Source organism: Streptomyces sp. B6B3, assembly GCF_039871525.1.
Taxonomy (GTDB): domain Bacteria; phylum Actinomycetota; class Actinomycetes; order Streptomycetales; family Streptomycetaceae; genus Streptomyces.
The window spans coordinates 194446-216728 of sequence record NZ_JBDPLU010000007.1 but is presented as its reverse complement, the minus strand read 5'-3'; the positions used below and the strand labels follow the sequence as shown (position 1 = coordinate 216728).

Annotated in this window: 21 protein-coding genes; 11 read left to right on the top strand and 10 right to left on the bottom strand. The window is 72.4% G+C overall.

Annotation, left to right across the window (positions count from 1 at the left end):
* The first annotated feature begins 120 nt into the window (after positions 1-120).
* Positions 121-1206: a LacI family DNA-binding transcriptional regulator gene (locus tag ABGB06_RS17350; protein WP_347590210.1), complete on the top strand. Its 1086-nt coding sequence runs from the start codon at positions 121-123 to the stop codon at positions 1204-1206.
* A gap of 26 nt (positions 1207-1232) precedes the next feature.
* Here ABGB06_RS17350 and ABGB06_RS17345 read toward each other — a convergent pair whose 3' ends face one another.
* The 3 genes from ABGB06_RS17345 to ABGB06_RS17335 all read right to left on the bottom strand — a co-directional run bounded on the left by ABGB06_RS17345 (position 1233) and on the right by ABGB06_RS17335 (position 3495).
* A complete protein-coding gene (locus ABGB06_RS17345; RefSeq protein ID WP_347590208.1) occupies positions 1233-2414 on the bottom strand; it encodes a serine hydrolase domain-containing protein in 1182 nt (393 codons plus the stop codon).
* Positions 2415-2539: 125 nt separating this feature from the next.
* Positions 2540-2983, bottom strand: a complete 444-nt coding sequence (locus ABGB06_RS17340; RefSeq protein ID WP_347590206.1) for an HIT family protein — start codon at positions 2981-2983, stop codon at positions 2540-2542.
* 86 nt (positions 2984-3069) lie between these two features.
* On the bottom strand, positions 3070-3495 hold the full coding sequence (locus ABGB06_RS17335) for a hypothetical protein (RefSeq protein WP_347590204.1): 426 nt from the start codon (positions 3493-3495) through the stop codon (positions 3070-3072).
* A gap of 122 nt (positions 3496-3617) precedes the next feature.
* On the opposite strand from ABGB06_RS17335, the gene ABGB06_RS17330 reads away from it, so the two are divergent.
* Positions 3618-4166: a GrpB family protein gene (locus ABGB06_RS17330; protein WP_347590202.1), complete on the top strand. Its 549-nt coding sequence runs from the start codon at positions 3618-3620 to the stop codon at positions 4164-4166.
* A gap of 291 nt (positions 4167-4457) precedes the next feature.
* Positions 4458-5666 carry a helix-turn-helix transcriptional regulator gene (locus tag ABGB06_RS17325; RefSeq protein ID WP_347590200.1) on the top strand — a complete coding sequence of 403 codons (1209 nt, stop codon included), beginning with the start codon at positions 4458-4460 and terminating at the stop codon, positions 5664-5666.
* Between the two features lie 146 nt (positions 5667-5812).
* Here the strand turns inward: ABGB06_RS17325 and ABGB06_RS17320 are convergent, their stop codons facing one another.
* Together ABGB06_RS17320 and ABGB06_RS17315 are read right to left on the bottom strand one after the other, a co-directional pair.
* A complete protein-coding gene (locus ABGB06_RS17320; RefSeq protein WP_347590198.1) occupies positions 5813-8194 on the bottom strand; it encodes a bifunctional serine/threonine-protein kinase/ABC transporter substrate-binding protein in 2382 nt (793 codons plus the stop codon).
* 190 nt (positions 8195-8384) lie between these two features.
* Complete coding sequence (locus ABGB06_RS17315; protein WP_347590196.1) at positions 8385-9422, bottom strand: LacI family DNA-binding transcriptional regulator; 1038 nt, start codon at positions 9420-9422, stop codon at positions 8385-8387.
* Between the two features lie 185 nt (positions 9423-9607).
* On the opposite strand from ABGB06_RS17315, the gene ABGB06_RS17310 reads away from it, so the two are divergent.
* From ABGB06_RS17310 to ABGB06_RS17300, 3 genes are all read left to right on the top strand, one after another.
* A complete protein-coding gene (locus ABGB06_RS17310; RefSeq protein WP_347590194.1) occupies positions 9608-11443 on the top strand; it encodes a sugar-binding domain-containing protein in 1836 nt (611 codons plus the stop codon).
* 198 nt (positions 11444-11641) lie between these two features.
* Complete coding sequence (locus ABGB06_RS17305; RefSeq protein WP_347590192.1) at positions 11642-11887, top strand: hypothetical protein; 246 nt, start codon at positions 11642-11644, stop codon at positions 11885-11887.
* Entirely contained in the window at positions 11884-12285 is a 402-nt protein-coding gene (locus ABGB06_RS17300) for a DNA-binding protein (protein ID WP_347590190.1), read from the top strand. Before ABGB06_RS17305 ends, ABGB06_RS17300 begins: the two co-directional genes overlap by 4 nt.
* Before the next feature lie 980 nt (positions 12286-13265).
* Here the strand turns inward: ABGB06_RS17300 and ABGB06_RS17295 are convergent.
* The 5 genes from ABGB06_RS17295 to ABGB06_RS17275 form a co-directional block, all read right to left on the bottom strand.
* A complete protein-coding gene (locus ABGB06_RS17295) occupies positions 13266-14177 on the bottom strand; it encodes a right-handed parallel beta-helix repeat-containing protein (protein ID WP_347590188.1) in 912 nt (303 codons plus the stop codon).
* Between the two features lie 395 nt (positions 14178-14572).
* Positions 14573-14911 carry a hypothetical protein gene (locus ABGB06_RS17290; RefSeq protein WP_347590186.1) on the bottom strand — a complete coding sequence of 113 codons (339 nt, stop codon included), beginning with the start codon at positions 14909-14911 and terminating at the stop codon, positions 14573-14575.
* 306 nt (positions 14912-15217) lie between these two features.
* Positions 15218-15433, bottom strand: coding sequence for a DUF397 domain-containing protein (locus ABGB06_RS17285; protein WP_347590184.1), 216 nt, complete (start codon positions 15431-15433; stop codon positions 15218-15220).
* Positions 15430-16257, bottom strand: coding sequence for a helix-turn-helix transcriptional regulator (locus tag ABGB06_RS17280; RefSeq protein ID WP_347590182.1), 828 nt, complete (start codon positions 16255-16257; stop codon positions 15430-15432). The genes ABGB06_RS17285 and ABGB06_RS17280 overlap by 4 nt, the downstream gene beginning before the upstream one ends.
* Before the next feature lie 212 nt (positions 16258-16469).
* A complete protein-coding gene (locus tag ABGB06_RS17275) occupies positions 16470-18014 on the bottom strand; it encodes an alpha-L-arabinofuranosidase C-terminal domain-containing protein (RefSeq protein WP_347590180.1) in 1545 nt (514 codons plus the stop codon).
* A 78-nt stretch (positions 18015-18092) separates the two neighbouring features.
* Here ABGB06_RS17275 and ABGB06_RS17270 point away from each other — a divergent pair, with 78 nt between their 5' ends.
* The 5 genes from ABGB06_RS17270 to ABGB06_RS17250 all read left to right on the top strand — a co-directional run bounded on the left by ABGB06_RS17270 (position 18093) and on the right by ABGB06_RS17250 (position 22256).
* On the top strand, positions 18093-18599 hold the full coding sequence (locus tag ABGB06_RS17270) for a hypothetical protein (protein WP_347590178.1): 507 nt from the start codon (positions 18093-18095) through the stop codon (positions 18597-18599).
* Positions 18600-19144: 545 nt separating this feature from the next.
* A complete protein-coding gene (locus ABGB06_RS17265; protein WP_347590487.1) occupies positions 19145-19510 on the top strand; it encodes a DUF4180 domain-containing protein in 366 nt (121 codons plus the stop codon).
* A gap of 37 nt (positions 19511-19547) precedes the next feature.
* Positions 19548-19910 (top strand): MazG-like family protein, encoded by a 363-nt coding sequence (locus tag ABGB06_RS17260; RefSeq protein WP_347590176.1) that lies wholly within the window; start codon positions 19548-19550, stop codon positions 19908-19910.
* Between the two features lie 49 nt (positions 19911-19959).
* The gene (locus tag ABGB06_RS17255; protein ID WP_347590174.1) at positions 19960-20970 is read left to right on the top strand and encodes a peptidyl-alpha-hydroxyglycine alpha-amidating lyase family protein; all 1011 of its coding nucleotides are present in this window, start codon (positions 19960-19962) and stop codon (positions 20968-20970) included.
* Between the two features lie 29 nt (positions 20971-20999).
* On the top strand, positions 21000-22256 hold the full coding sequence (locus ABGB06_RS17250; RefSeq protein ID WP_347590485.1) for a pyridoxal-phosphate dependent enzyme: 1257 nt from the start codon (positions 21000-21002) through the stop codon (positions 22254-22256).
* The last annotated feature ends 27 nt before the right edge of the window (positions 22257-22283 follow it).

The following is a 22283-nucleotide window of genomic DNA, read 5'->3' as shown; positions in this document are numbered from 1 at the left end:
CCAGCGGCCCGGAGACTCTAGGAATCCGCCCCGAGACCGTCAAGTCCCCCTCGGCCCAGGGGTCGCTGAGCTGGACCGCACATCGAAACGTTCGAAGTGCCGTCCCCTACACTGCCCCTCATGTCCCCAGCAGAGCGGAGCGATTCCGCCGACGGCGCCAGCACCCCGACCGGCACCGGCGCTGGCACGGGCACCGGCGCCGAACCGCTGACCACCGCGCAGATCGCCGAGCACGCCGGGGTCTCCGTCGCGACCGTCTCCAAGGTGGTCAACGGGCGTTCGGACGTCGCCGCCGGAACCCGCGCCCTCGTGGAGGAGATCATCCGCCGGCACGGGTACCGGCGGCAGAAGCGGGCGGCCCGCCCCGCCGCCGTGCTGGAGCTGGTCTTCCGCCAGGTGCGCGACGCGTACGCCATCGAGATCATCAACGGCGTCCAGCTGGTGGCGCGCGAACACCGCCTGGCCGTGGTGCTGTCCGAGCTCCAGGGCCGCCACACGCCCAGCTACGGGTGGGTCGAGGACGTCCTCTACCGCCGCCCGACCGGCGTGATCGAGGTCTTCTCCGGCCTCACCGACACGCAGAGCGGTCAACTCCGCAGCCGCGGCATACCGTTCGTCCTCGTCGACCCCGGCGGGGAGCCGGCCCACGCGTCCCCCTCGGTGGGCGCCAGCAACTGGAACGGCGGCCTCTCGGCCACCCGGCACCTGCTCCAGCTCGGGCACCGGCGCATCGCCGTGATCACCGGACCCGAACGCGCCCTGGCCTCCCGGGCCCGGGTGGACGGCTACCGGACCGCGATGGACACCGCGGGGGTGCCGGTGGACCCGGACCTGGTCCGCGTCGGCGACTTCCGCGCCGAGGAGGGCCACGCCCGCGCGCGGGAGCTGCTCCGCCTGCCGGACCCGCCGACCGCGGTCTTCGTCTGCAACGACGCCCAGGCGCTCGGCGTGTACCGGGCGGCCGCCGAGGCCGGGCTGCGCATCCCCGAGGACCTGAGCGTGGTGGGCTTCGACGACCTGCCCGCGGCCCGCTGGACCGTCCCCCCGCTGACCACGGTCCGCCAGCCGCTCACCGAGATGGCCGCCACCGCCGCGACGATGGTGGTCACCATGGCCCAGGGCCAGCCGCTCGCCCAGAACCGCGTGGAACTCGCTACCGAACTCGTCATCCGCGACAGCACCGCACCCCCGCGCACCGCCCCCTGACCCGGGAGCGCCCCGGCCCGGCCCGCTCAGCGCCGCGAGGTGGTGAACGCCGCGTCGACGGCGTTCACCAGACGGGCCTTGGCCTGGTCGGAGCCGGTCCGCGCGGTGATGTAGGCGGTGACGTGGCGGCCCGAGGCGTCGAGACCGCTGCGGATGGACGAGCCGAGGGTGTCACCGAGGTGGCCCCAGAAGCAACCGCCGCCGGTCAGCCGGAACCGTTGGAGACCAAGGCCGTAGCCCTCGCCCGGCCCCGACTCCATAACAGTCCGCATCTCGGCCAGCGCCCGCCGGGACAGCAGCCGGCCCGCGAACAGCCGCCGCCAGAACGCGTCCAGGTCCGCCGGGGTGGAGACCATGGCGCCGGCGGCGCCCGAGAGCGAGGGCTCGAACTCGGTGACGTCCCGGAGCGGAGCCTGCGGATCCGCCGGATCGCCCAGATACACCTGGGCGTGGCGGCCGCGGATCTCGCGCTCTCCCGTGGGCGGCCAGTAGGTGTCGGGCAGCCGCGCGGGCTCGATGACGCGTTCGGTCACCGCCGTGCCGATGTCCTGGTCGGTCAGCCGCTCCACCAGCATGCCGGCGATCAGGTAGCCGGTGCTGCAGTACTTCCAACCCCTCCCCGGGTCGAAGTCCGGTTCGATGGCCAGGGCAAGCCGGACCAACTCCTCCGCGTCGACCGGACGGTCCCACTCGGGCGGGTTGATGTGGTCCATGTAGTCCGGCACGCCGCTGGTGTGTTGCAGCAGTTGCCGCACCGATATGTGGCGGCCGTCGATCTCCGCGCCGTCGCCCGTGCCGCGCACCACGCCGGGCAGATAGGTCTCGATCGGCTCGTCCAGCCGGACCGCACCGTGGTCCACCAGCTGGAGGACGGCCACGGCGGTGAACGTCTTGGTGACGCTGCCGATCCGGAACCGCGCGTCGCCCCCGACCATCGGCCGGCCCGTGCCCAACTCCGCGGTTCCCGACGTCAACGTGGTCGCCGGGCGGTCACTGTCGCGGATGTACGCCAGGACCCCGGGGATGCCGTCGACGCCGGTCAACAGGTCGAGCTCCCGCTGCACGGCGTCAGACCTGTCGACTCCGTTGTCCGCCGAACCCCGCCTCGTGGCGGCGTGCCCCGCGAACGCCCCCACACCCACCGCGCCCACCGCGCCCATCGCCATGCCGATCATCGCGCGACGGCCCACGCGCCTGCTGTTCCCCACTGCATCTCCCTCGAACGGTTCGACCGCAGTCAGCCTCGTTCACGGTTGGGGGGCGCGGCCATGGAGCCATCCCCTCAACCGGTACTGGTGCTGGCCCCACCCCACCCGCCGGGTCGCCCCGCAGGTCAGGGGACGAGTGCGGCGCGTAGCCGCTCCGCGTAGGCGCGGCGGCGGTCGGCGGGGAGCCAGTCGGGCTGCGGGGGCGTGCCGTAGAGGTCGTCGCCGGGGTAGCGGGGGAAGAGGTGCTGATGGAAGTGCCACACGTCCTGGTTGCCGGCGGGCTCGTTGTGCTGGCGGGTGGAGACCCCCGCGCAGTCGTAGGCGGCGCGCATGGCGCGGGCGAGTGTTCGGGTCGCGTCGAAGACGGCGTGGCCCTCGGCGGCGGGGAGATCGTAGAGGTTCTCGTGATGGGCGACCGGGATCATCAGCAGATGGCCCGGGTTCCGCGGCCACCAGCGCGGGCAGACCATCGCGAAGACGCGCTCGTCGCGGTAGACCACGTCGGGTTCCCGGTCCGGGGTGAGGTGGCAGAACGGGCAGAAGTAGTCCGGCGGTTCGTGGTTGTGCACGAGGCACCTCCCTGGCTGGTCGTCGGCGTCCGCGGAGTCCGGCTCTCCGCCGCGCGGTTCGTGCGCTCAGCCGTCGCGGGAAGCGCTCAGGAACCGGCCGACGGCCATGCGACCAGGTCGTCGAGGATCGGGGGTTGGTAGCCGAGGCCCTTGAGCACCTTGCCGTCGGCTCGGCGGAGGACTCGGCCGTCCGCGTCCCGCTTGCTCATGTTGGACCGGTGGACCTCGACGAAGACGGCCGGCAGGTCGATCCCCAGCGCGTCCGCGGCGCCGTAGGTGACGTAGAGGACGTCGGCCAGCTCCTTGGCCACCGCCCGGTACGCGGGGAGCGGATCGTCGCCGGTCCGCAGCGCCTTCGCGAGGTCGGTGAGGGCGTCGGCAGCCTCGCGGGCCTCCTCGACCAGCAACGTCCGGCGGTGGTCCGGCAGTGCGTGGCGCTCGGCTGCCGTCTCGGCCGCACCGTCGAACACCTCACGGAACTCGGCAACTCGCCGCATCGGCTCATGATCCATGCCCTGACCCTAGGCGTTCGGTGTGACATTCCCCCACCAGCCCCTCGTGGTGCCCGGCGGCGGCAGGCGTCGGGCTCGAAGCGCTCCCGCCACGAGGGCCGAGGCCGCGTTAGCGTGACGAGATGAGCAACGGCAACCCCCCGTGGGCGTACGAGAGGGCCGAGGTGCACGCGCCCGACCCGCGGTGGGCGGCCGATGCGGAGGCCGAGCGCGCCCGGCTCCTGGACCTGCTGGCGCCGTGGCTGGTCGACGGCGTCGAACACGTCGGATCCACGGCGGTGCCCGGCCTCGTCGCCAAGCCGATCCTCGACCTCATGGCGTCGGTGCACGATCCGGAGGCGGTCGTCGAGCGGGCGCTCCGGCGGCTCGTCGAGGACGGCTGGTGCCACGTGCCGCCGGAGCTCGACGGCCGGCCGTGGCGCCGCTTCTTCGTCAAACCGGACCCGTCGGGCCAGCGCCGGAAGGCGCACCTCCACCTGCTCCCCTGCGACCACGAACGGTGGAGGGAGCAGATCGCCTTCCGGGACATGCTGCGCCGGGACGCCCACCTGGCGGCCCGGTACGCGGACCTGAAACGCCGGCTGGCGCACGAGTACGGCGACGACCGCGAGGCCTACACCGAGGCCAAGGCGCAGTTCATCGCCGAGGCCCTACGCCGCGGAGCCCGCTAGCCTGCCGCGCCGGAACGAGCGCGGCGGCCCGGGGCCCCCCGGGGACTTCGTGCGCACCACGTCCCACGACATGGGACCTGCCGCGCACGAAGTCCTGTCAGGGCCGGGTCAGCGTTCAAGGCGGGCTTCCCCGAAGGTCCGCGTCGGCCAGCACGTGCGGCCCCGACGCGTTTCGTCCGCCACAGTTGGTCAGAACGCGTCAGGTGTGGGTCGGTCACGGCGAGCCCAGCCCGGGTACGCTCGACCGCACAGCGAGCACCCATCTCGCCGTTCGTGCCCCGTGAGGTGCTGATGAACTGTCACGAGAGCATCGGCGACCGGATCGCCCGACAGCGACGCCGGCAGCGGCTCACCCAAGAACAACTCGCCGAGCGGGCCGGCCTTTCGGTCGACATCGTGCGCAAGCTGGAACAGGGACGGAGGCAGACCGCGCGCCTGGCCACGCTCAACGCGCTCGCCCGCGCGCTGGACGTCGAGCCGTCCGTGCTGGTCGGCCAGCCGACCACCTTCGAGCCGAAGGACAACGAGGACACCGCGTCCGTCCTCGCCCTGCGGCAGGCCGTTTCGCCCGCCTCCGCCGTGCTGGGCGAGGAGCCGGACTCCGAGGAGCCGCCGCCCCTGGGGCAGTTGCGCGCCTCGCTCCGATCCACCGAGGAGATCCGCCGGGAGGGACGGATGGCCGCGATCGGCGCGTTGCTGCCGCAGCTCATCCGTGACGCCAGGGCGGCGGCCCACGCGTTCACGGGCGACGAACGGGCCGGTGCCTGGGCGGTGCTGGCCGAGGCGTACCAGGTGGCCGCAACCACGCTCACCGCCCTGGGCAGGGAGGACGCCGGATTCACCGCCCTCGAGCGCTCGTTGGACGCCGCGCGCCGCTCCGACGACCCTCGTCTGGAGACCGTCGGCATCTCCACGCTGTCGTGGATCTTCACCAAACAGGGGCGGCTCGCCGACGCCGAACGCGTCGCGCTGGCGCACGCCGAGCGCATCGAGCCCGGTTTCCGCTCCCAGCCGCTCGACCTCGCGCTGTGGGGAATCCTGCTGCTCCGCGCCGCCACCGCCGCCGTGCGCCAGGAGAAGGAGGACGCGGTGGTCGAGGCGCTGAACATGGCCTCGGCGGCGGCGGCCCGCATCGGCAGGGACGACCTCGTGTACGCGACGCCGTTCGGGCCAACCAACGTGGGGGTGGCCAGGGTCAACTTCCTCGTGGAGATGGAGCGGAGCGGCGAGGCGCTTCGCGCGGCGCGCGCCGTGCCCGAGCCCCGGAGCCTCCCTCCGACCTGGTGCGCCCGTTTCCACGTGGACCGCGCCATCGCCCACATCGATCTGGAGGACGACGAGGGCGCCACACGCGCACTTCTGGTCGCCGAGACGGCGGCGCCGGAATGGATGCGCTACCACGCCACCTCCCGCCGCGTCGTCGCCGAACTCCGCGGGCGCGAGCGCCGACGCAACTCACCGGTCACCGAACTGGCGAACCGCCTGCGCCTGGACGCCTAGGACGCGGCGTCCCACCCCGCGCCGACGTGCGGACGCCACGTCCCCACCCGCCGCGCGACAGGACGAGGTGTCCCTGTCACCGGGCAGCCGTCGTACAAACCTCCCGGATCGCGATCCGGAACAACGCCTGTGTCCCGGCCACCGGGTCAGTCGCGGTAGTCCTCGGTGGGGCCGAGGGGTTCGAAGGTGGCGTTGTTGACGTGGAAGAGCTCGGTGCCCGAGCCGCGGTACTCGCCGTTGGCGTCGAAGCGGATCTCGCCCGTCAGTCCGTCGTAGCGGGCGCCGGCGAGCTCCTCGTACACCGTCGTCCGGTCGGCCTCCTCGCCCAGTTCCGCCACCGTCTCGATGATCATCATGGTGACGTCGTACGCCCTGGGGGCGTGGGGACCCGGCGGCCGGCCGGTCCTCGTCTCGTAGCGGTCGGCGAAGTCGCGGCCGTCGGAGCTCTGCGAGGGGTCGGAGCACGGGCACACCGCGTACCAGCCGTCGCGTCCGGGACCCGCCAGGTCGAGGAACTCCTGGTTCATGATGCCGTCCCCGCTGACCCGGATGCCGGCCCAGCTCTCGTCCGACAGCGCGGCGGCCAACGGGCCCGCCTCGGGGTAGGAGCCGCAGAACGCCAGGGCCTCGGCGCCGGAGGAGATGACCGTCTGCGCCAGGGCGTTGAAGTCCGGGGTGTCCGCCAGGGACTCCTCCATCACCTGCACCCCCACGCTCGTCAGGACGCTGGCCGCCGCGTCGGCGAGCGTCACCCCGTACTCCGTGAGGTCGTCGACCAGCATCACGCTGGTGACCTCCTGGAGCGCCAGGAACTGGCCGATGTCCGTGCCCACCTGCTCGTCGTTCGGCGTGGCGCGCAGGAAGGTCGGATAGCCCTGCTGGGTGAGGGACATGTTCGTCGCGGTGGGCGTCACGATGGCGAGTCCGGCCTCGCCGTACTGAGGGGCCGCCGACTGCACCGCTGCGGAGAGCACGGGGCCCACCACGGCGAGGACGAGCGGGTCCGCGATCGCGGTATCGGCCGTCTCCCCGGCGAGCTCGGCCATGCCCTGGTCGTCCAGTTCGAGGATCTCGACGCGCAGGCCCGGGTGGTCGCCCGACTCCCGGGCGTCGTCCACCGCGAGCCGGGCGGCCTCGAGCGCGTCGGAGCCCATGGCGGAGGCGGAGCCCGTGAGGGGCGCGTGGACGGCGATCCGCACGGTACGGGACACGACGCCCTCCTCGCCCTCGCCGTCGGCCGCCCAGCCGTTCCCCCCGGTGCCGCCGTCCCCGGTGGGGTCCCCGTCCTCGGAGCCGTCGGGTCGGGTGAGCTGCCAGACCAGCCCGCCGACGGTCGCGACGGCGGCCGTGGCGCCCGCGCCGGTCAGCAGGGCGCGCCGTGACACCCGCGGCTTGGTGTTCGGCGGGACCGGCGGGCCCGCCGGCGTGAACCCGGGCGGGAGATAGCCGCTCGGCGCACCGGCGGGCGGGGGCGGTGTCGTGGACGCCGCCGTCGCGGTGGGCGCCGTTGTGGAGAGCGGTGGGGCCGTGGGCGGCGTGGGGGTGGTGGCCGGCGGCGTCGTGGGCGCTGTGGGGGTGGCCGCGGGCGGTGGCGGAGTCGACGGCAGGACGGCGTTGTTGGCCTGGCCGACCGTGTCGGCGACGGGGGCGGGGAGCCAGTCGGCCGTGCCCAGCGCCGTGGCGGCCGGCGGGCCGGCCTCCGCGTCGCCCGTCGCGTCATCCGCTTCGGCCAGCCGGTCCAGCAACTCGGCCACCGCGGGGCGCCGCCCCGGGTCCTTCTCCAGGCACCGCCAGAGCAGCTCGCGCAGCCCGGGCGCGACGCCGCCCAGCTCCGGCGGCTCGTACACCGCGCGGAAGTTGATTCCGTGCGCCGAGCCGGTGCCGAAGGGGCCCGACCCGGTGGCCGCGTAGGCGAGCACCGCGCCCAGCGCGAAGACGTCGCTGGGCGGACCCACGGGCGCCCCGGTCAGCTGCTCGGGCGACATGAAGCCGGGCGTTCCGACCACGGAGCCGGTCTGCGTCAGGCCGGTGTCCTCGACGGCGAGCGAGATCCCGAAGTCGATGACCCGCGGGCCGTCGGGCGCGAGGAGCACGTTGGACGGCTTCAGGTCCCGGTGCACCATGCCCACGCCGTGGATCGCCTCCAGCGCCTCGACCAGGCCGGCGCCCAGCGCACGCACGGAGCGCTCGGCCCAGGGCCCGTGCGCCGTGACGGCCTCGACCAGCGAGACCCCGGCGACGTACGCGGTGGCCAGCCACGGCGGCGAGCCCTCCGGATCGGCGTCCACCACCCCGGCGGTGAAGAAGCTGTTGACCCGGCGGGCCGCGGCGATCTCGCGCGCGAAGCGTTGCCGGAACCGCGGGTCGTCGGCCAGTTCGGCGCGCACCACCTTCACCGCGACGGGCCGCCCGCCGGGGGAGCGCGCCAGGAAGACCAGGCCCATGCCGCCCGCGCCCAGCCGGGCCAGGACGCGGTACCGGCCCACCTGCCGCGGATCGCCCGCCGCCAGCGCCTCGAACTCCGTCACGTTCCGCTCCACCCCGTCGACACGGCCGCCCGTCAGCCGCCACATTCTCCAGCACACCCGTGCGACCTGCGTCAACGCCCCGGCGAACGTGACACGTTGGTGACACCGCACCGGCCGAGGTCCGGCGGGTGGGCAGTCGTCCTCGTGCGCGTGGTGTCCCGCGGAACGGGACACCACGCGCACGTTCCCGTCAGCGCGCGGTGCTCTCCCGGATCACCAGGCGGTGCGGGACCACCCGCTCCTGCGGCGGCGTCGCGGGGGCGCCGGACTCGGCGATGCGGGCGGTCAGCAGCTCCACGGCGACGGCGGCGAGCGCCTGCTTGTCCGGGGACACGGTGGTCAGTGTCGGCACGCTGAACCGGCCGCCCTCCACGTCGTCGAAGCCCATCACCGCGACGTCCTCCGGCACCCGCAGGCCCCGCTCGTGCAGGGTGCGGAGGGCGCCGAGCGCGAGTTGGTCGTTGAGGCAGAGCAGCGCGTCGGGGGGCGCGGTGCCGTCGCGGTCCGCCGCGTCCAGCAGCGCGCCGACGGCGGCCGCGCCGTCCGGGATGCGGAACTCCAGCACGGGCAGCACCGCCTCGGCGTCGGCGATGCCCGCCGCGGCGAGCGCCTCGCGGTAGCCGAGGGTGCGGGCCTCGGCGGTGCCGGGCCCCGGCCGGTCCCGGCCGCCGACCACCAGCACCCGGCGCCGGCCGAGCCCGAGCAGGTGCTCGGTGGCCTCGCGCGCGGCCCGGACGTTGTCGATGGCCACGTGGTCCGCGTAACCGGGCTCGACGCGCTCGCCCAGCAGCACCGTCGGCAACGAGCCCCGCCGCCCGCTCAGGCCCGCCAGGTCCTCGGCGGTGAGGGCGAGCGGGCTGAGGATCACGCCGTCGGCGAAGTCGGAGCCGAAGCCGTCGAGCGCGGCCAGCTCGTGCTCCCGGTCGGCCCGGGTGCGGTGCACCAGCACCGTGAGCCCGGTCCGCTCGGCCTCGGCGATGATCCGGTTGGCCAGCTCCGCGAAGTACGGTATGTCCAGCTCGGGCACGACCAGGGCGATGATCCCGGTGTGGCCGCGGCGCAGATGCCGGCCGGCGAGGTTGACCCGGTAGCCGAGCTCCTCTATGGCCTCGCGCACCACCCGCCGGGTGCGGTCGGAGACGTGCGCGTAGTCGTTGATCACGTTGGAGACGGTCTTCTCCGAGACGCCGGCACGCGCGGCCACGTCCTTGATCCTTGGCCTCGCCACCCGAACCTCCCGTAGACCTGTAGATCGTACGTCCTGCGCCGCTGGTCACCCGTGCCGCGCGGTTCCGCACGGAAAGTCGTGGCTGGTCCAGCCTTTACACGGCGCGGGCGCCGATGGGAAAGTACATCGATGTAAATGCGCGAATCGCACCCGCGCCGCGCCCCCCGCACGTCACAGGAGTCCTTGTGTCCACCCCATCCGCCGTGCCCCGGCCCGAGTACCCGCGGCCCCAGTTCGTCCGCGGCGACTGGCTCAACCTCAACGGCAGCTGGCAGTTCGAGTTCGACCGCGGCGACAGCGGCCTGGAGCGTGGCCTGCTGGACCGCGACCTCACCCACGAGATCACCGTCCCGTTCTGCCCGGAGTCCGAGCTCTCCGGGATCGGCGAGACGGACTTCCTGGAGGCCGTCTGGTACCGACGGACGCTGACCCTGCCCGCGGCCTGGGCCGGACGCCGGGTGCTGCTGCACTTCCAGGCGGTCGACTACGACACCACGGTGTGGGTGAACGGCACCGAGGTGGTCCGTCACCGCGGCGGCTTCACCCCGTTCACCGCCGACCTGCACGGCGTCGCCGAGCCCGGTGAGGAGATCACCGTCACCGTCCGGGCCAGGGACCCCAGGTCGGGCCCGCAGGCGCGCGGCAAGCAGTCCGACCGCTTCCAGAACTACTCCTGCCTCTACACCCGGGTCACCGGCATCTGGCAGACGGTGTGGCTGGAGCCCGTGCCCGAGACGCACCTGCGCCGGCCCCGGATCACCCCCGACCTGGCCGGCTCCGCGTTCCACCTGGAGCTGCCGCTCTCCGGCAACGCGTCGGGCCACCGGGTGCGGGCCGTGCTGAGCGACGCCGACGGCGAGGTGGCCCGCGCCGAGGCGCGCGCCGATCTGGACCTGGCGCCCCGGCTGTACCTCCCGATCCCCGAGGACCGCCGGCGTGAGTGGCGTCCGGGCGCGCCCCATCTCTACGACCTGCGCCTGGAACTGCTCGACGGGGCGGGCGAGGTGGTTGACACCGCGGACAGCTACGCCGGCCTGCGCGCCGTCGGCATCCGTGGCAAGGCGATCACGATCAACGGCCGGACCGTGTTCCAGCGCCTGGTGCTCGACCAGGGCTGGTACCCGGACGGGCTGATGACGGCGCCGAGCGACGAGGCGCTGGTCGAGGACATCGAGCTGTCCATGGCGGCCGGCTTCAACGGCGCCCGGCTGCACCAGAAGGTCTTCGAGGAGCGCTTCCTCTACCACGCGGACCGGCTGGGCTACCTGGTGTGGGGCGAGTTCGGCGACTGGGGCGCGGGCACCGGCGGGGACTCGGGCGACCTGCAACAGCCCGATGCCTCGTACGCCGGGCAGTGGCTGGAGGCCGTGGAGCGCGACTACTCGCACCCGTCGATCGTGGGCTGGTGCCCGCTGAACGAGACCCGCCAGAGGATCCACGACCGGATCACCCAGCTCGACGCCGTCACCCGCGCGATGTTCCTGGCCACCAAGGCGATGGACACCAGCCGGCCGGTGCTCGACGCCTCCGGCTACAGCCACCGGGTCGCGGAGACCGACGTCTACGACTCGCACAACTACGAGCAGGACCCGGGGAAGTTCGGCGCCCAGGTCGCGGGCCTGGACCGCGACGAGCCGTACATCAACACCTGGTCCGACGGCACCCCGGAGTCGCTGCCCTACCGGGGCCAGCCGTACTTCGTCAGCGAGTTCGGCGGCATCTGGTGGCACCCGGAGACGGCGGCCGAGGCGCGCGGCGACGACCGGCAGGAGTCCTGGGGCTACGGTGAACGGCCGCGCGACGAGGAGGAGTTCCAGGAGCGCTTCGCCGCCCTGACCGGGGTACTGCTGGACGACCCCGACATGTTCGGCTACTGCTACACACAGCTGACCGACGTCTTCCAGGAGCAGAACGGCGTCTACCGCTTCGACCGCACCACGAAGCTCGACGTCTCCCGCGTCCGCGCCGCCCAGATCCGACCCGCCGCCATCGAGCGGGCGGCCAAGGACGACGACGCCTGAGCCTGCCCGCGGCGCCCGTCGCCCGGTCGCCCGCTCCTTCGCACGGACGGCGGCCGGGCGATGCGTCGGCCCGCCCCGGACTCCCGCTCTGTCAGGGACGTGGCCCCGATCGCCATCGTTGTCGGGCAGCTCCCGGATGGATCACTTGGCAGGCCATTCAGCTGTACCGGTAGGCGCATACTGCAGTATGCTTACCTCATGTCCGGTACCACGCGTATCACCGTCACACTTCCGTCCGAGCAGGTGACCGAGCTCAGGAAGCTCACCGACAATGTCTCTGGCTATGTCGCGGAGGCGGTGGCTCGCCAGATCAGGCACCAGCTCCTCGGTGACGATCTACGGCGCTACCAGGAGGAGCACGGTGCCTTCTCCGAGGGGGAGCTGGCCGAGGCGCACGCCCGGATTGTCGCCGCTGATGACGCCTCGCCGCCGGACGCCGCGTGACACAGCACTTCGAAACCCTGGTTCTGGACAGCCAGGGGCTCTCCGCCTGGATCGCCCAGGATCGCAAGATCCTCACCATGCTCCAGGTGTTCCACAGCATGGGAGCTGATCCCGTCATCGGCGCCAACACCATCGTCGAGGTGAGCCACGGCCGCGTCAGCGTGCCGCGGCTGAACTGGGTGCTGTCCCGTCTCAAGATCGAGCCCGTGACCGGCCAGACCGCCAAGGCTGCCGCCCACCTGCTCAAGACCTCGGGACTGCACGGCCACAAGCACGCGATCGACGCCACCGTCGCCGAGACCGCACTGCGTCAGCCAGGCCCCGTCGCCATGCTGACGTCGGACGTCGACGACATGCGCAGACTGTGCGGCGAGCGCGTGCGGCTCATCGGCATCTGAGGCGGCCCGCCGACGGGACACCGCACGGCAGCCAACTGTGCCGGCCGGGCCAGCAGCGTGGCAGATGCGGAGCCCGCTCCACCGCCGAAGTCCCAGGGCAGGCTCAGGAGCCGCGTCCGGTGATCCAGATCACGTTCGGGCCGAGTTGTCTGTGCCCCAAGGGCAGAGTGTGTAGTGGCGGTCACAGGGTGACCGCCGACCGGCGGTCGTCGGTGCCGTTCGAGAGAGCTGTTGTCGCCCGTACCACTTTCCCGCGGCACGTCGTTGACGTCGGCCGCAATCAGGCGGACGGATCGTCACGCAGCAGCCCTTTCGAGGCCGAATCGCAGCGAACGATCGAGGAGTACCAACGCTGAAGAAGTGTGTCGTTTCCGCGGCTCTCGCCGCGAGTATCGCGGCGGGGGTCGGTCTCACCTCCGGGCACGGCCAACGCCGCCGAGATGGTTCCCGGCGGGGTCTACCGCTCGCACAGCGCGTGCGTGTCCGCCGGTAACGCCGGACTTGCCCAGGACCGCTGGGTGGGCTGGCAGTGCGCCGAACTCCGCAGCAACCAGGGCTGGCTGCTGTGGGTGCAGCCCACTCACTGAGGCCGCGCGCCCTCAGACGCGGAACCCCCAGACGGGGCGCCCCGCGGACGTCGACCGCTCCAACGAGCACGAGCGCGGCCCGGGCGTGCCCGGGCCGCGCGGCAGGGCCCCGGCCGGTGCGCTTCCGGTCGGGGCCCCGGGCCGTGCCGTCGCGCCGCCCGCGGCCCGTGGGCTGGGTGAAGGGGGCGCGGGCGGTGGGCACCGGCCGGGTGGGGGGTCACGGCGGCTCGTGCGGACCCCCGGGGGTTTCGCTCGTCCGGCCAGGCGCGCCTCCCCGTCCGCGCGCGGAGAGGACGCGGAGAGGGATCGGGGAGGCACACCCGTGACGGTGGCCGGCCGGCGATGGTGCGTGGTGCGGTGGGACCGTGGTGCGGGGTGGCGGGCGCGGCCGGATCAGTTGGCGCCGGCGCCGCCCGTGACGATGGACTTGACGGAGCTCGCGTTGTCCAACGTGTACGAGTACGGGATGGAGTTCACCGAACCCGCGGTCTCCAGCGGTCCGGAGCCGGTCGCGTAGTTGTTCCGCGCCACGACGTCGCCCGCGTCGCTGCTGGCGTAGCCGACGAGGGTGGGCTCGTCGCAGTTCTCGAAGTAGTTGCCCTCGACGAGGACGCCCGCGCCCATGGTGGAGGCGACGCCGTACTCGTTGTCGTAGTAGTAGTTGTTGTACACGTGCACCGGGTCGCCGAAGCGCACCCGCGGGTGGCGGGTCTCGCTGCCGTCGAACCAGTTGTGGTGGTAGGTCACCCGCAGATGGCCGATGTCCTCGGAGTGGTCGTCGGAGTGGCCGAGCAGCATCGACTTCCCGCTGCCGTCCAGGTGGTTCCACGACACGGTGATGAAGTCCGACTCGCGCTTGATGTCGACCGCGCCGTCGGAGCCCGTGTAGAAGGTGTTGTGGTCGATCCAGATGTTGGTCGAGCTCTCCTGGACGTTGATGGCGTCGTCGTCCCAGTCCTCGAAGGTGAGGTTCTGGATGATGACGTTGCTCTGACCGTTGATGTCGAAGCCGCCGCCGGTGATCCGGGCGCCGTTGTTGCCGACGATCGTCTTGTCGCTGGCGACGTCGTTCATGCCGGAGAGGTTGATCGTGCCGCTCACCTGGACGACCAGCGGCCCCGACTGGCCGATCGCGCTGGTGAGTTCGCTGGCCGAGTCGACGGTGACGGTGCTTCCGCCCTGGCCGCCGGTGGTGCCGCCGTTCTGCGTGGCCCAGCCCTCGAGGCCGGCGGCAGCGGCCGTCGCGGTCCCGCCCGTGGAGGCGATGCCGGCGCCGGCGGCCACGGCCGTCAGCAGCCCGGCCACGATCAGGGAACGGCGACGGGTAAATCTCTTGTGGGGGGTGTGGTCAGGGGACATCCCGGATCTCTCTTTCGTGTTCGTCCAACACTTCTCGCGCGAGGCGTGGCGGCTCGGACCACGTTCCTGGTGGGATATCGGAGGGGAATTCAGGTCCTGTGAACCTCCAGTGCAGCAAGCGCTTTCTATTGCACCGGAAAGTAGCGCCGGGATTTATGGCTGTCAAGACGCCTGGGAGCAAGAGGTTTTGGCTTCCTCGGCGTTTGTGGAGATCGCGAGCGAACTGCCCGGGCGGCGTGGAAAATACCGCTTACCTGGTGGACATTAGCGCGGTGGACTGCCGGTCCCCCGGACGAGGTCCGGGGGAGGCGAAACGGGTCGGCGATCCGGGGTCGGAGCATTCACGGCGTCGCGTCCGTGAACATCCGGACGTCGTCGAGCGCGTTGGCGGGGGCGCCGGAAAGCTCCGCGTCGTCCAGCAGCGCGGAGACCGCGGCGACGGCCTCCGGCGAGACCTGTCCGTGCAGCCGGGCCAGATGACCCAGGGCGAGCGCGGCGGCCCGCCGCACCCGGACCTCGGGATGACCGGAGAACCGGATCAACCACCCCTCGACCCATTCTCTTTCCGAACAGTGGAACGCCGAGGAGATCAGCGTCTCCGCGATTCTGGTCGAATCCTGCGAACGAAAGGCGTCCTCGGCTTCCGCGGGGGTGATTCTCCTCGGATGCTGATACCGCATGCGTCTCCCTCGTCGACGGGACCGGGACGGGACGGGGCGGACGAACCCCCCTCCCGGCGAGCGCTCCGGAACCCCGGTACCCCGCTCGCGCGCCTCGACCACGGGCCGGCCCCGATGAGTCCTGCCCGGGCGCCGCGGCCGTCGGGGCCGCCCGTTCCGGTGCCCGGGACGGGCGTCGAAAGTTCGCGAGGTTGGCACCGGGCGCAACGTGCGGAAACACGAGCCGGACGGCACGGAAGAGACGTCAGGAGACGTGAAGAGAGGTGAAGAGAGGTGAAGCGACGGAAGAGAGAAGGACGGAGGGATTCAGGCGGCGAGTTCGTTCCGTTGGACGGCGGTCACGAACGACGCCCAGCCGGTCGGCGGGAATGTCAGGGACGGACCTTCCGGGGCCTTGGCGTCCCTGACCGGGACGACACCGGAGGGGAGATGGACCCGGGAGAACTCCACGCACTCACCGCCGGATGAGGCGCTGTAGGACGACTTGATCCACTCAGCGGGCGTGAGGTCCTCTTGTCTCATGGGGCGAACTCCTTGCGCACGGTATCTATGAAGGTCAGCGACTCGTCCGGCGGCAGCGCGTGTGCTCGGAGGCGATCATAGACGTGCAGGGAGGAGGCGACGGTTGACGCCGTTCGGCACAGCCGACCTCCCTGCGGATCCTCCGAATACAGCACCGCCGGCGAGTCCCTGAAGGTCAGGAGCGTGAACGGGACCGAATGCCCGGCCGCCGCTCCCGCCACGAAGGGCATTACCTGCACGTCAATACCGGGTCGGGCGGCTAAATGCATCAGGAACTCCAATTGGCCGGCCATGACGGAAGCTCCGCCCACATGCGTACGCAGGCACGCCTCGTGCAGCACGGTCCAGAGCTTCGGCGGGCGATCCTGGTCGAGGACTTCCCGCCGCCTGAGGCGCGCCGCCACCTTGCCCCGGATCACGTCATCCGTCTCGAAGGGGTGTCCGGCGCGGAAGATGGCGGTCGCGTACTCCTCCGTCTGGAGAATGCCCATGATCGTCGTCGCCGCGAAGCCGAGGATGCTCGACGCCTTCTGTTCCAACTGCACGTAGGGCACGAAGCTGGTGGGGTGGTCACCCTCCTCGATGCGGTGGAGCAGGCCACTGAACAGACCGTTGGTCCCGAACGCCGCGTCACATCCGATGGCGAACCGCTCGCTGGGCAGGAGCTTGCCCGACTCCACCTGGCTCACGTACGACTCGGAGTAGCCGGTGGTCCGGCCCAACTGCTTCTGCGTGATCTTGCGGCCGAGGCGCACCCGCTTGACGTCGGCGCCGAAACGTTGAAGAGGGTCACTGAAGTCTTCAGGCGAGATCGGCTCGTTCACCGCTGTGACCTCCCCAAACGCTCCCCCGGCCACCGCTCGGGCAGGGGTTAGGACTACAGCGGGCCCGCTGAAGTCACTTTAGTTTACGGGTTGTCGCGTCGTTGGGTGACGGTTCGGCGCACTTCCGTGAGGACCGCCACGCGCGGCCCGTTCCCCCGGGCGGGTAGCCACCCGGGCCCGGGGGAACGGCCGTTCGGGCCGGGGCCCGGACGTCAGGCCAGTGGGACCTGGAGGGTGACGAACGAGTGGGCGGGCAGCGTGACGCGCAGGCCGCCCTCGACGACGCTCACCCCGTCGAGCGGCCGCGGCGCCACCGTCGTCGGGTGGTCCGGGGTGTTGTGCGTCTGGAGCCGGTCGGCGGTCAGCACGCGGGCCGTCGGCGTGCCGATCGCGCCGCCGCGCAGGTCGAAGTCCAGGTCCACCTCCGCCTCGGCGTCCAGGTTGGTGCAGGAGATCAGCACGGTGCCGTCCTTCACGCTCGCCGAGACCGACAGCGTCTCCAGCTCCACCTCCCGCTTCCCGTCGTGCGTCGGCCGGGTGGTGCCCGAGGCGCGCAGGTGGACGGCGAGGGAGGCGGCGTCCTGGTGGCCCTTGTTCATCTCGAAGACGTGGTAGGTGGGGGTGAGCACCAGCGTCTCGGGGTGCTCGGGGTCGGTCAGGATCATCGCCTGGAGCACGTTGACGGTCTGGGCGATGTTCGCCATGAACAGCCGCTCCGCGTGCCGGTGGAAGATGTCGAAGTGCAGGCCGGCGACGAGCGCGTCGCGCAGGGTGTTCTGCTGGAAGAGGAAGCCGGGGTTGGTGCCGGGCTCGACGTCCCACCAGGTGCCCCACTCGTCGAGCACCAGGCCGACCTTCCGCCCCGGGTCGTAGCAGTCCATGACGGCGGAGTGGCCGGCGATGACGCGGTCGACGCGCTGGGCGGCGGCCATCGTCCGGTAGTGGTCGTCGGTGTCGAAGTCCGTCGCGCTGCCCTTGGCCGCCCACGGTCCGGCCAGCGTGTAGTAGTGGAAGGAGACGCCCTGGAAGAAGTTCTTCGGGGTGGCCTCGCAGCCGAAGCAGCTGATCTGCTTCATCAGCGTCTCGGTCCAGGCGTAGTCGTCGTCGGCGGCGCCCGCCGCGATCCGGTAGAGGGTGTTGTCGCCGTGGTCGCGGCAGTAGGTGGAGTACTGCCGGGCCAGGTCCGCGTAGTGCTCGGCGCGCATGTTCCCGCCGCAGCCCCAGGTCTCGTTGCCCAGGCCCCAGAACGGCACCCGCCACGGCGCCTCGCGGCCGTTGGCCTTGCGCAGGGCGACCATCGGGCTGTCGCCGTCGCGGGTGAGGTACTCCACCCACTCGCTCATCTCCTGCACGGTGCCGCTGCCGACGTTGCCGCTGATGTACGGCTCCGCGCCGAGCAACTCGCACAGTGCCATGAACTCGTGCGTGCCGAAGTGGTTGTTCTCCTCGACGTTGCCCCAGTGGGTGTTCACCATCCGGGGGCGCGTCTCCCGCGCGCCGACACCGTCCCGCCAGTGGTACTCGTCGGCGAAGCAGCCGCCCGGCCAGCGGAGGTTGGGGATGTTCAGGGCGCGCAGCGCCTCGACGACGTCCAGCCGCAGGCCGCCCTCGTTCGGGATGGGGGAGTCCTCGCCCACGTAGAAGCCGCCGTAGATGCAACGGCCGAGGTGTTCGGCGAAGTGACCGTAGAGGTGCCGGCTGATCCGCGGCCCGGCCAGGTCGAGGTTGATGATCGCCGTGCCGGCGTTTCTGGGCATGGGTGTCTCCTCCGTCTTGTATCGATACAGGACGCTGGCACGGGCTCCCGAGGGTGTCAAGGATGCCTCGGCAGAGACGTGACGATAGAAAAAGTTTTCTGCGCACGAAGCAAGTGGTCCCTGGTCGTCTCGCACGGCCTGATGGGCACGGCGATGCTGGCCACCGGACTGGCGACCGAATTCTGGGCGGTGGCCGCCACCCAGATGCTGTGGGGCCTGTCCTGGACCTTCGCCAGCGGCGCCGAGGTCGCCTGGGTGACCGACGAGTTGGCCAGGCCCGAGGCGATGCCGGCGGTGCTGGTGCGCTCCGGGCGGGCCCAACCGTCCGGCGCCGCCACCGGCGTGGTGGGGCTGGGCCTGCTCGCCACGCTCACCGAGCGCCGCGCCACGATGCTGCTGGCCGGCGTCGCCATGCTGCTGCTCGGCCTGTACGCGTGCTGCGGTTCCGCGAGGAGCGCTTCGTGCCGGCCGCCGCGGGCCGCTGGTCGGCGATGGGGGCACCTCCCAGGCCCTCCAGGGCCTGGGGGAGGGCGATTCTGCGCCGCGGCCTCGCGCTGGTGCGGCGCGGCCGGGCGCTGCTGCTGATCTTCGCGGCCACGTTCCTGGTCAACGGCGCCCTCGACGGCTTCGCCCGGCTCTACCCGCAGCGCCTCTTCGCGGTCGGCTTCCCGGCCGATCCCCTCGTCTGGTTCACGGCGCTCAACGTCGCGGCCCTGCTGGTCGGGGCGGCGGCCCTGCGGATCGCCGAGTCCCGCCTGCACGGCGCGCGGGCCGCGCGGCGCGGCTACGCCGTGGCGTGCGCGGCGGGGGCGGCCGGCGTCGCGGCCCTGGCCCTCGCCCCGGACGCCGTCACCGGCGGCGCTGCGGTGCTGCTGGTGGCGGGCGTCGCGTCGCCGCTGACCCGGGTGATCGCCACCATCTGGGTCAACGAGCAGACCACGGACGACGTCCGGGCCACCGTGCACTCCTTCCTCGCCCAGGCCGAGTACGCCGGCGAGATCAGCTGCGGCCTCGCGATCGCCCTGGCCGCCACGGCGGGCCCGCACTGGGCCCTGGTGACCGCCGCGGCGCTCCTCGCGCTCACCGCCCGCCTCGTCACCCGCCCGGGCGGGCGGCTAGCCTCGACGAGCATGAGCGACCTGCGGACGATCAACGACGTGCCGGTGTTCGTGTGCGACCCGGAGGGCGAGCCCATCGCCGGGGAACGGGACGTGCTGGACCTCATCGGCGACGCCGGCTACCAGGGTGCCCGGTGGGTCGTCGTCCCGGCCGCGCGGCTCGACGAGACGTTCTTCCGGCTGCGCACCCGGGTCGCCGGGGACATCGTCCAGAAGTTCGTGCAGTACGACATCGGGCTGGTCGTCCTCGGCGACATCGCCCGCCACACGGAGGCCAGTCCCGCGCTGCGCGACTTCGTCCGCGAGTGCAACCGCGGCCGGCACACCTGGTTCCTCTCCGACGACGAGGAACTGCGGGAGCGGCTGGGTGGGCGCTAGGGTGCCGGCCGCGGCGGCGGACGGTGCGGGGAGCGGCGTGGGATCACCCGAGACCGGGGACGCAGGGGACGCAGGGGACGTCTGGGACGTCGTCGAGCGGCTGGCCGCCCGGCTGGAGGCGCACAGCACGTTGCCCGTGGAGCAGCGGCGGATCCTCCAGATCCTCAAGATCACCGAGGAGGCCGGGGAGGTCGCCGAGGCGGTCATCGGGGCGACCGGCCAGAACCCGAGGAAGGGCTACTCGCACAGCTGGGCGGACGTCGAGTCCGAGCTCTGCGACGTCATCATCTCGGCGATGGTCGCCCTCGCCCGCCTCACCCCCGACGCCCGCGCGACCTTCGCCAGCCACCTCGCCCGGATCACCGACCGGGACCTGACACCGACCGAGCCGGGCGACTGAGCGGCGGGTTATGATTCCGGGCCGGTGCGCGGGGCCTGGAGGGAACAGCATGGGTGTCGGACCGGCGACCAGTGAGACCGTGTATGAGCCGGTGCCCTTCTGGGCCAAGGTCCCGCACGGGATCTGGCTGCGGGAGGCCACCTCCGTCGCCGTCGACTCGGCGGACCGGGTCTACGTCTTCAACCGCGGCAACATGCCGGTGCTCGTCTTCGACCGCGACGGGAACGTCGTGGACATGTGGGGGAACGAGACGCCGTTCGTCGGGACGGAGCTCTTCGAGGACCCGTACGGGAACCTGATGCCGCGCTGGAAGGGCTGCCGGTTCCTGCGGGCGCACGCGATCACCGTGGACCACGAGGACAACCTGTGGCTGGTGGACGACGTCGGCAACACGGCGACCAAGACCGACCGGTGGGGCGGCACGCTGCTGACGATCGGGACCGGCCGGCCCAGCGGGTTCCAGAGCGGCGAGCCATTCAACCGGCCCACCGACGTGGCCGTGTCGCCGCTGACCGGCGACGTCTTCGTGTCGGACGGGTACCGCAACTCCCGGGTGCACCGCTACGACGCGGAGGGCCGGCACATCGCGTCGTGGGGTGAACCGGGCAGCCAACCGGGCCAGTTCAGCCTGCCGCACAACGTGGCGATGTTCGGCGACGACGCGGTCGTGGTGTGCGACCGGGAGAACCACCGGGTGCAGGTGTTCTCGCTGGACGGGGAGTTCCGCACCACCTGGCACGCGCACAAGGCGGTCGCCGTCTGCGCCGGGCGCGGCGCCGACACCAACGTGTACGTCGCCGAGCAGGGCCCGCCGCCGGTCCAGCACGGGGTGCCCAACCTCGGCCACAAGATACGGATACACGACCGGGAGGGCCGGCTGGTCACGTCGTTCGGCGCCGACCTGCCGGGCGAGGCGCCCGACCAGTTCAACTGGCTGCACAGCGTCGCCGTCGACTCCGAGGGGAGCGTCTACGCCGCGGAGGTCTCCTACGTCGAGGTCGGCAGCCGGGAGACGCCCCCGCGCGAGATGGTCAGCCTCCGGAAGTGGCGCCGCGCGTGACCGGGGCCGGGGTGGGGGAGTCCGGCGGGATCGAGCCGGGCGCGGGCGCCGAGGTCTCGCTGGCGCGCGGGCAGCGGTCGCTCGGCGACCCGGACGTCACGTACCCGCTGTGGCCGCCGCTGACTGACGGCTGCCCGCGGACCAGCACGGACGAGGTGGCCTACCCGGTCGAGGTGGACTACGACTACGAGCGGCTGCCCGCGGACCTCTTCGCCACCCGGGAGTCGGCCGCGCCCCGGCTCGGCCTGGAGCGCTGGGGCCCGCTGCTGCCGCCGCTGGCCGCGCCGGGGCTGGGGGAGGGGCAGACGCCGCTGGTGGACGTCGGGGACGGGGTGTTCGTCAAGGACGAGTCGCGCAACCCGACGTGGAGCCACAAGGACCGGCTCAACCGGTGCTCGGTCAGCGCGGCCGTCGGGGTCGGGGCGCCGGGGGTCCTGGTGGCCTCGTCGGGGAACCACGGCGCCTCGGCTGCGGCGTTCGCGGCCCGCGCCGGGCTGCGCTGCGTCGTGCTGACCTCGCCGGAGGCGCCGCCGGCGGTGCGCGCGTTCATGGACGCGTACGGCGCCGTGGTGCTGCCGGTGCCGGTGGCCGAGCGGTGGCCGCTGGCCCGGACGCTCATGGCGCGTTGCGGGCTGCACCCGGTCAGCAGCTCCACCGTCACGCACACCGGCCACCCCTTCGGCGTGGAGGGGTACAAGACGGTGGCGTACGAGATCTTCACCGAGATCGGTGTGCCCGAGGCGGTGTTCGTGCCCACCGGCTACGGCGAGCTGCTGTTCGGCGTGTGGAAGGGCTTCGCCGAGCTGCGCCGGCTGGGGCTGGCGACCCACGTGCCGCGGCTGTACGGATGCGAGCCGGCCGCCGGCGGGCCGTTGCACGCCGCGCTGCGGCAGGGGCGCCCGGCGGCGGTCGTCGACCTGGGGCCGACCGACGCGTACGCGATCGCCTGTCCGGTGGGCGGCTACCGCGGCGTGCTGGCGATCGCCGGGAGCGGCGGGCGGGCGCTGCTGGTCACCGACGACGAGATGCGGGCCGCGCGGGCCGAGGCGGCGGCGCAGGGACTGTGGATGGAGCTGTCGAGCGCGGCGGGGCTGGCGGGCCTGGCGGCGCTGCGCCGCGAGGGGCCGGTGGACGGACCCGTGGTGTGCGTCACCACCTCCAGCGGCTTCAAGGACCGCGACCTCGCGCTTCGGCAGGAGCCGGAGCCGGCCGTGAGCTCGGCCTCGCCGGACGCCTGGCCGGACATCGCCCGCCGGCTGACGGCCGCGGGCATCGAGGTCGGCTGAACGCGCCGCGCTGGGACGCGCCGCGCT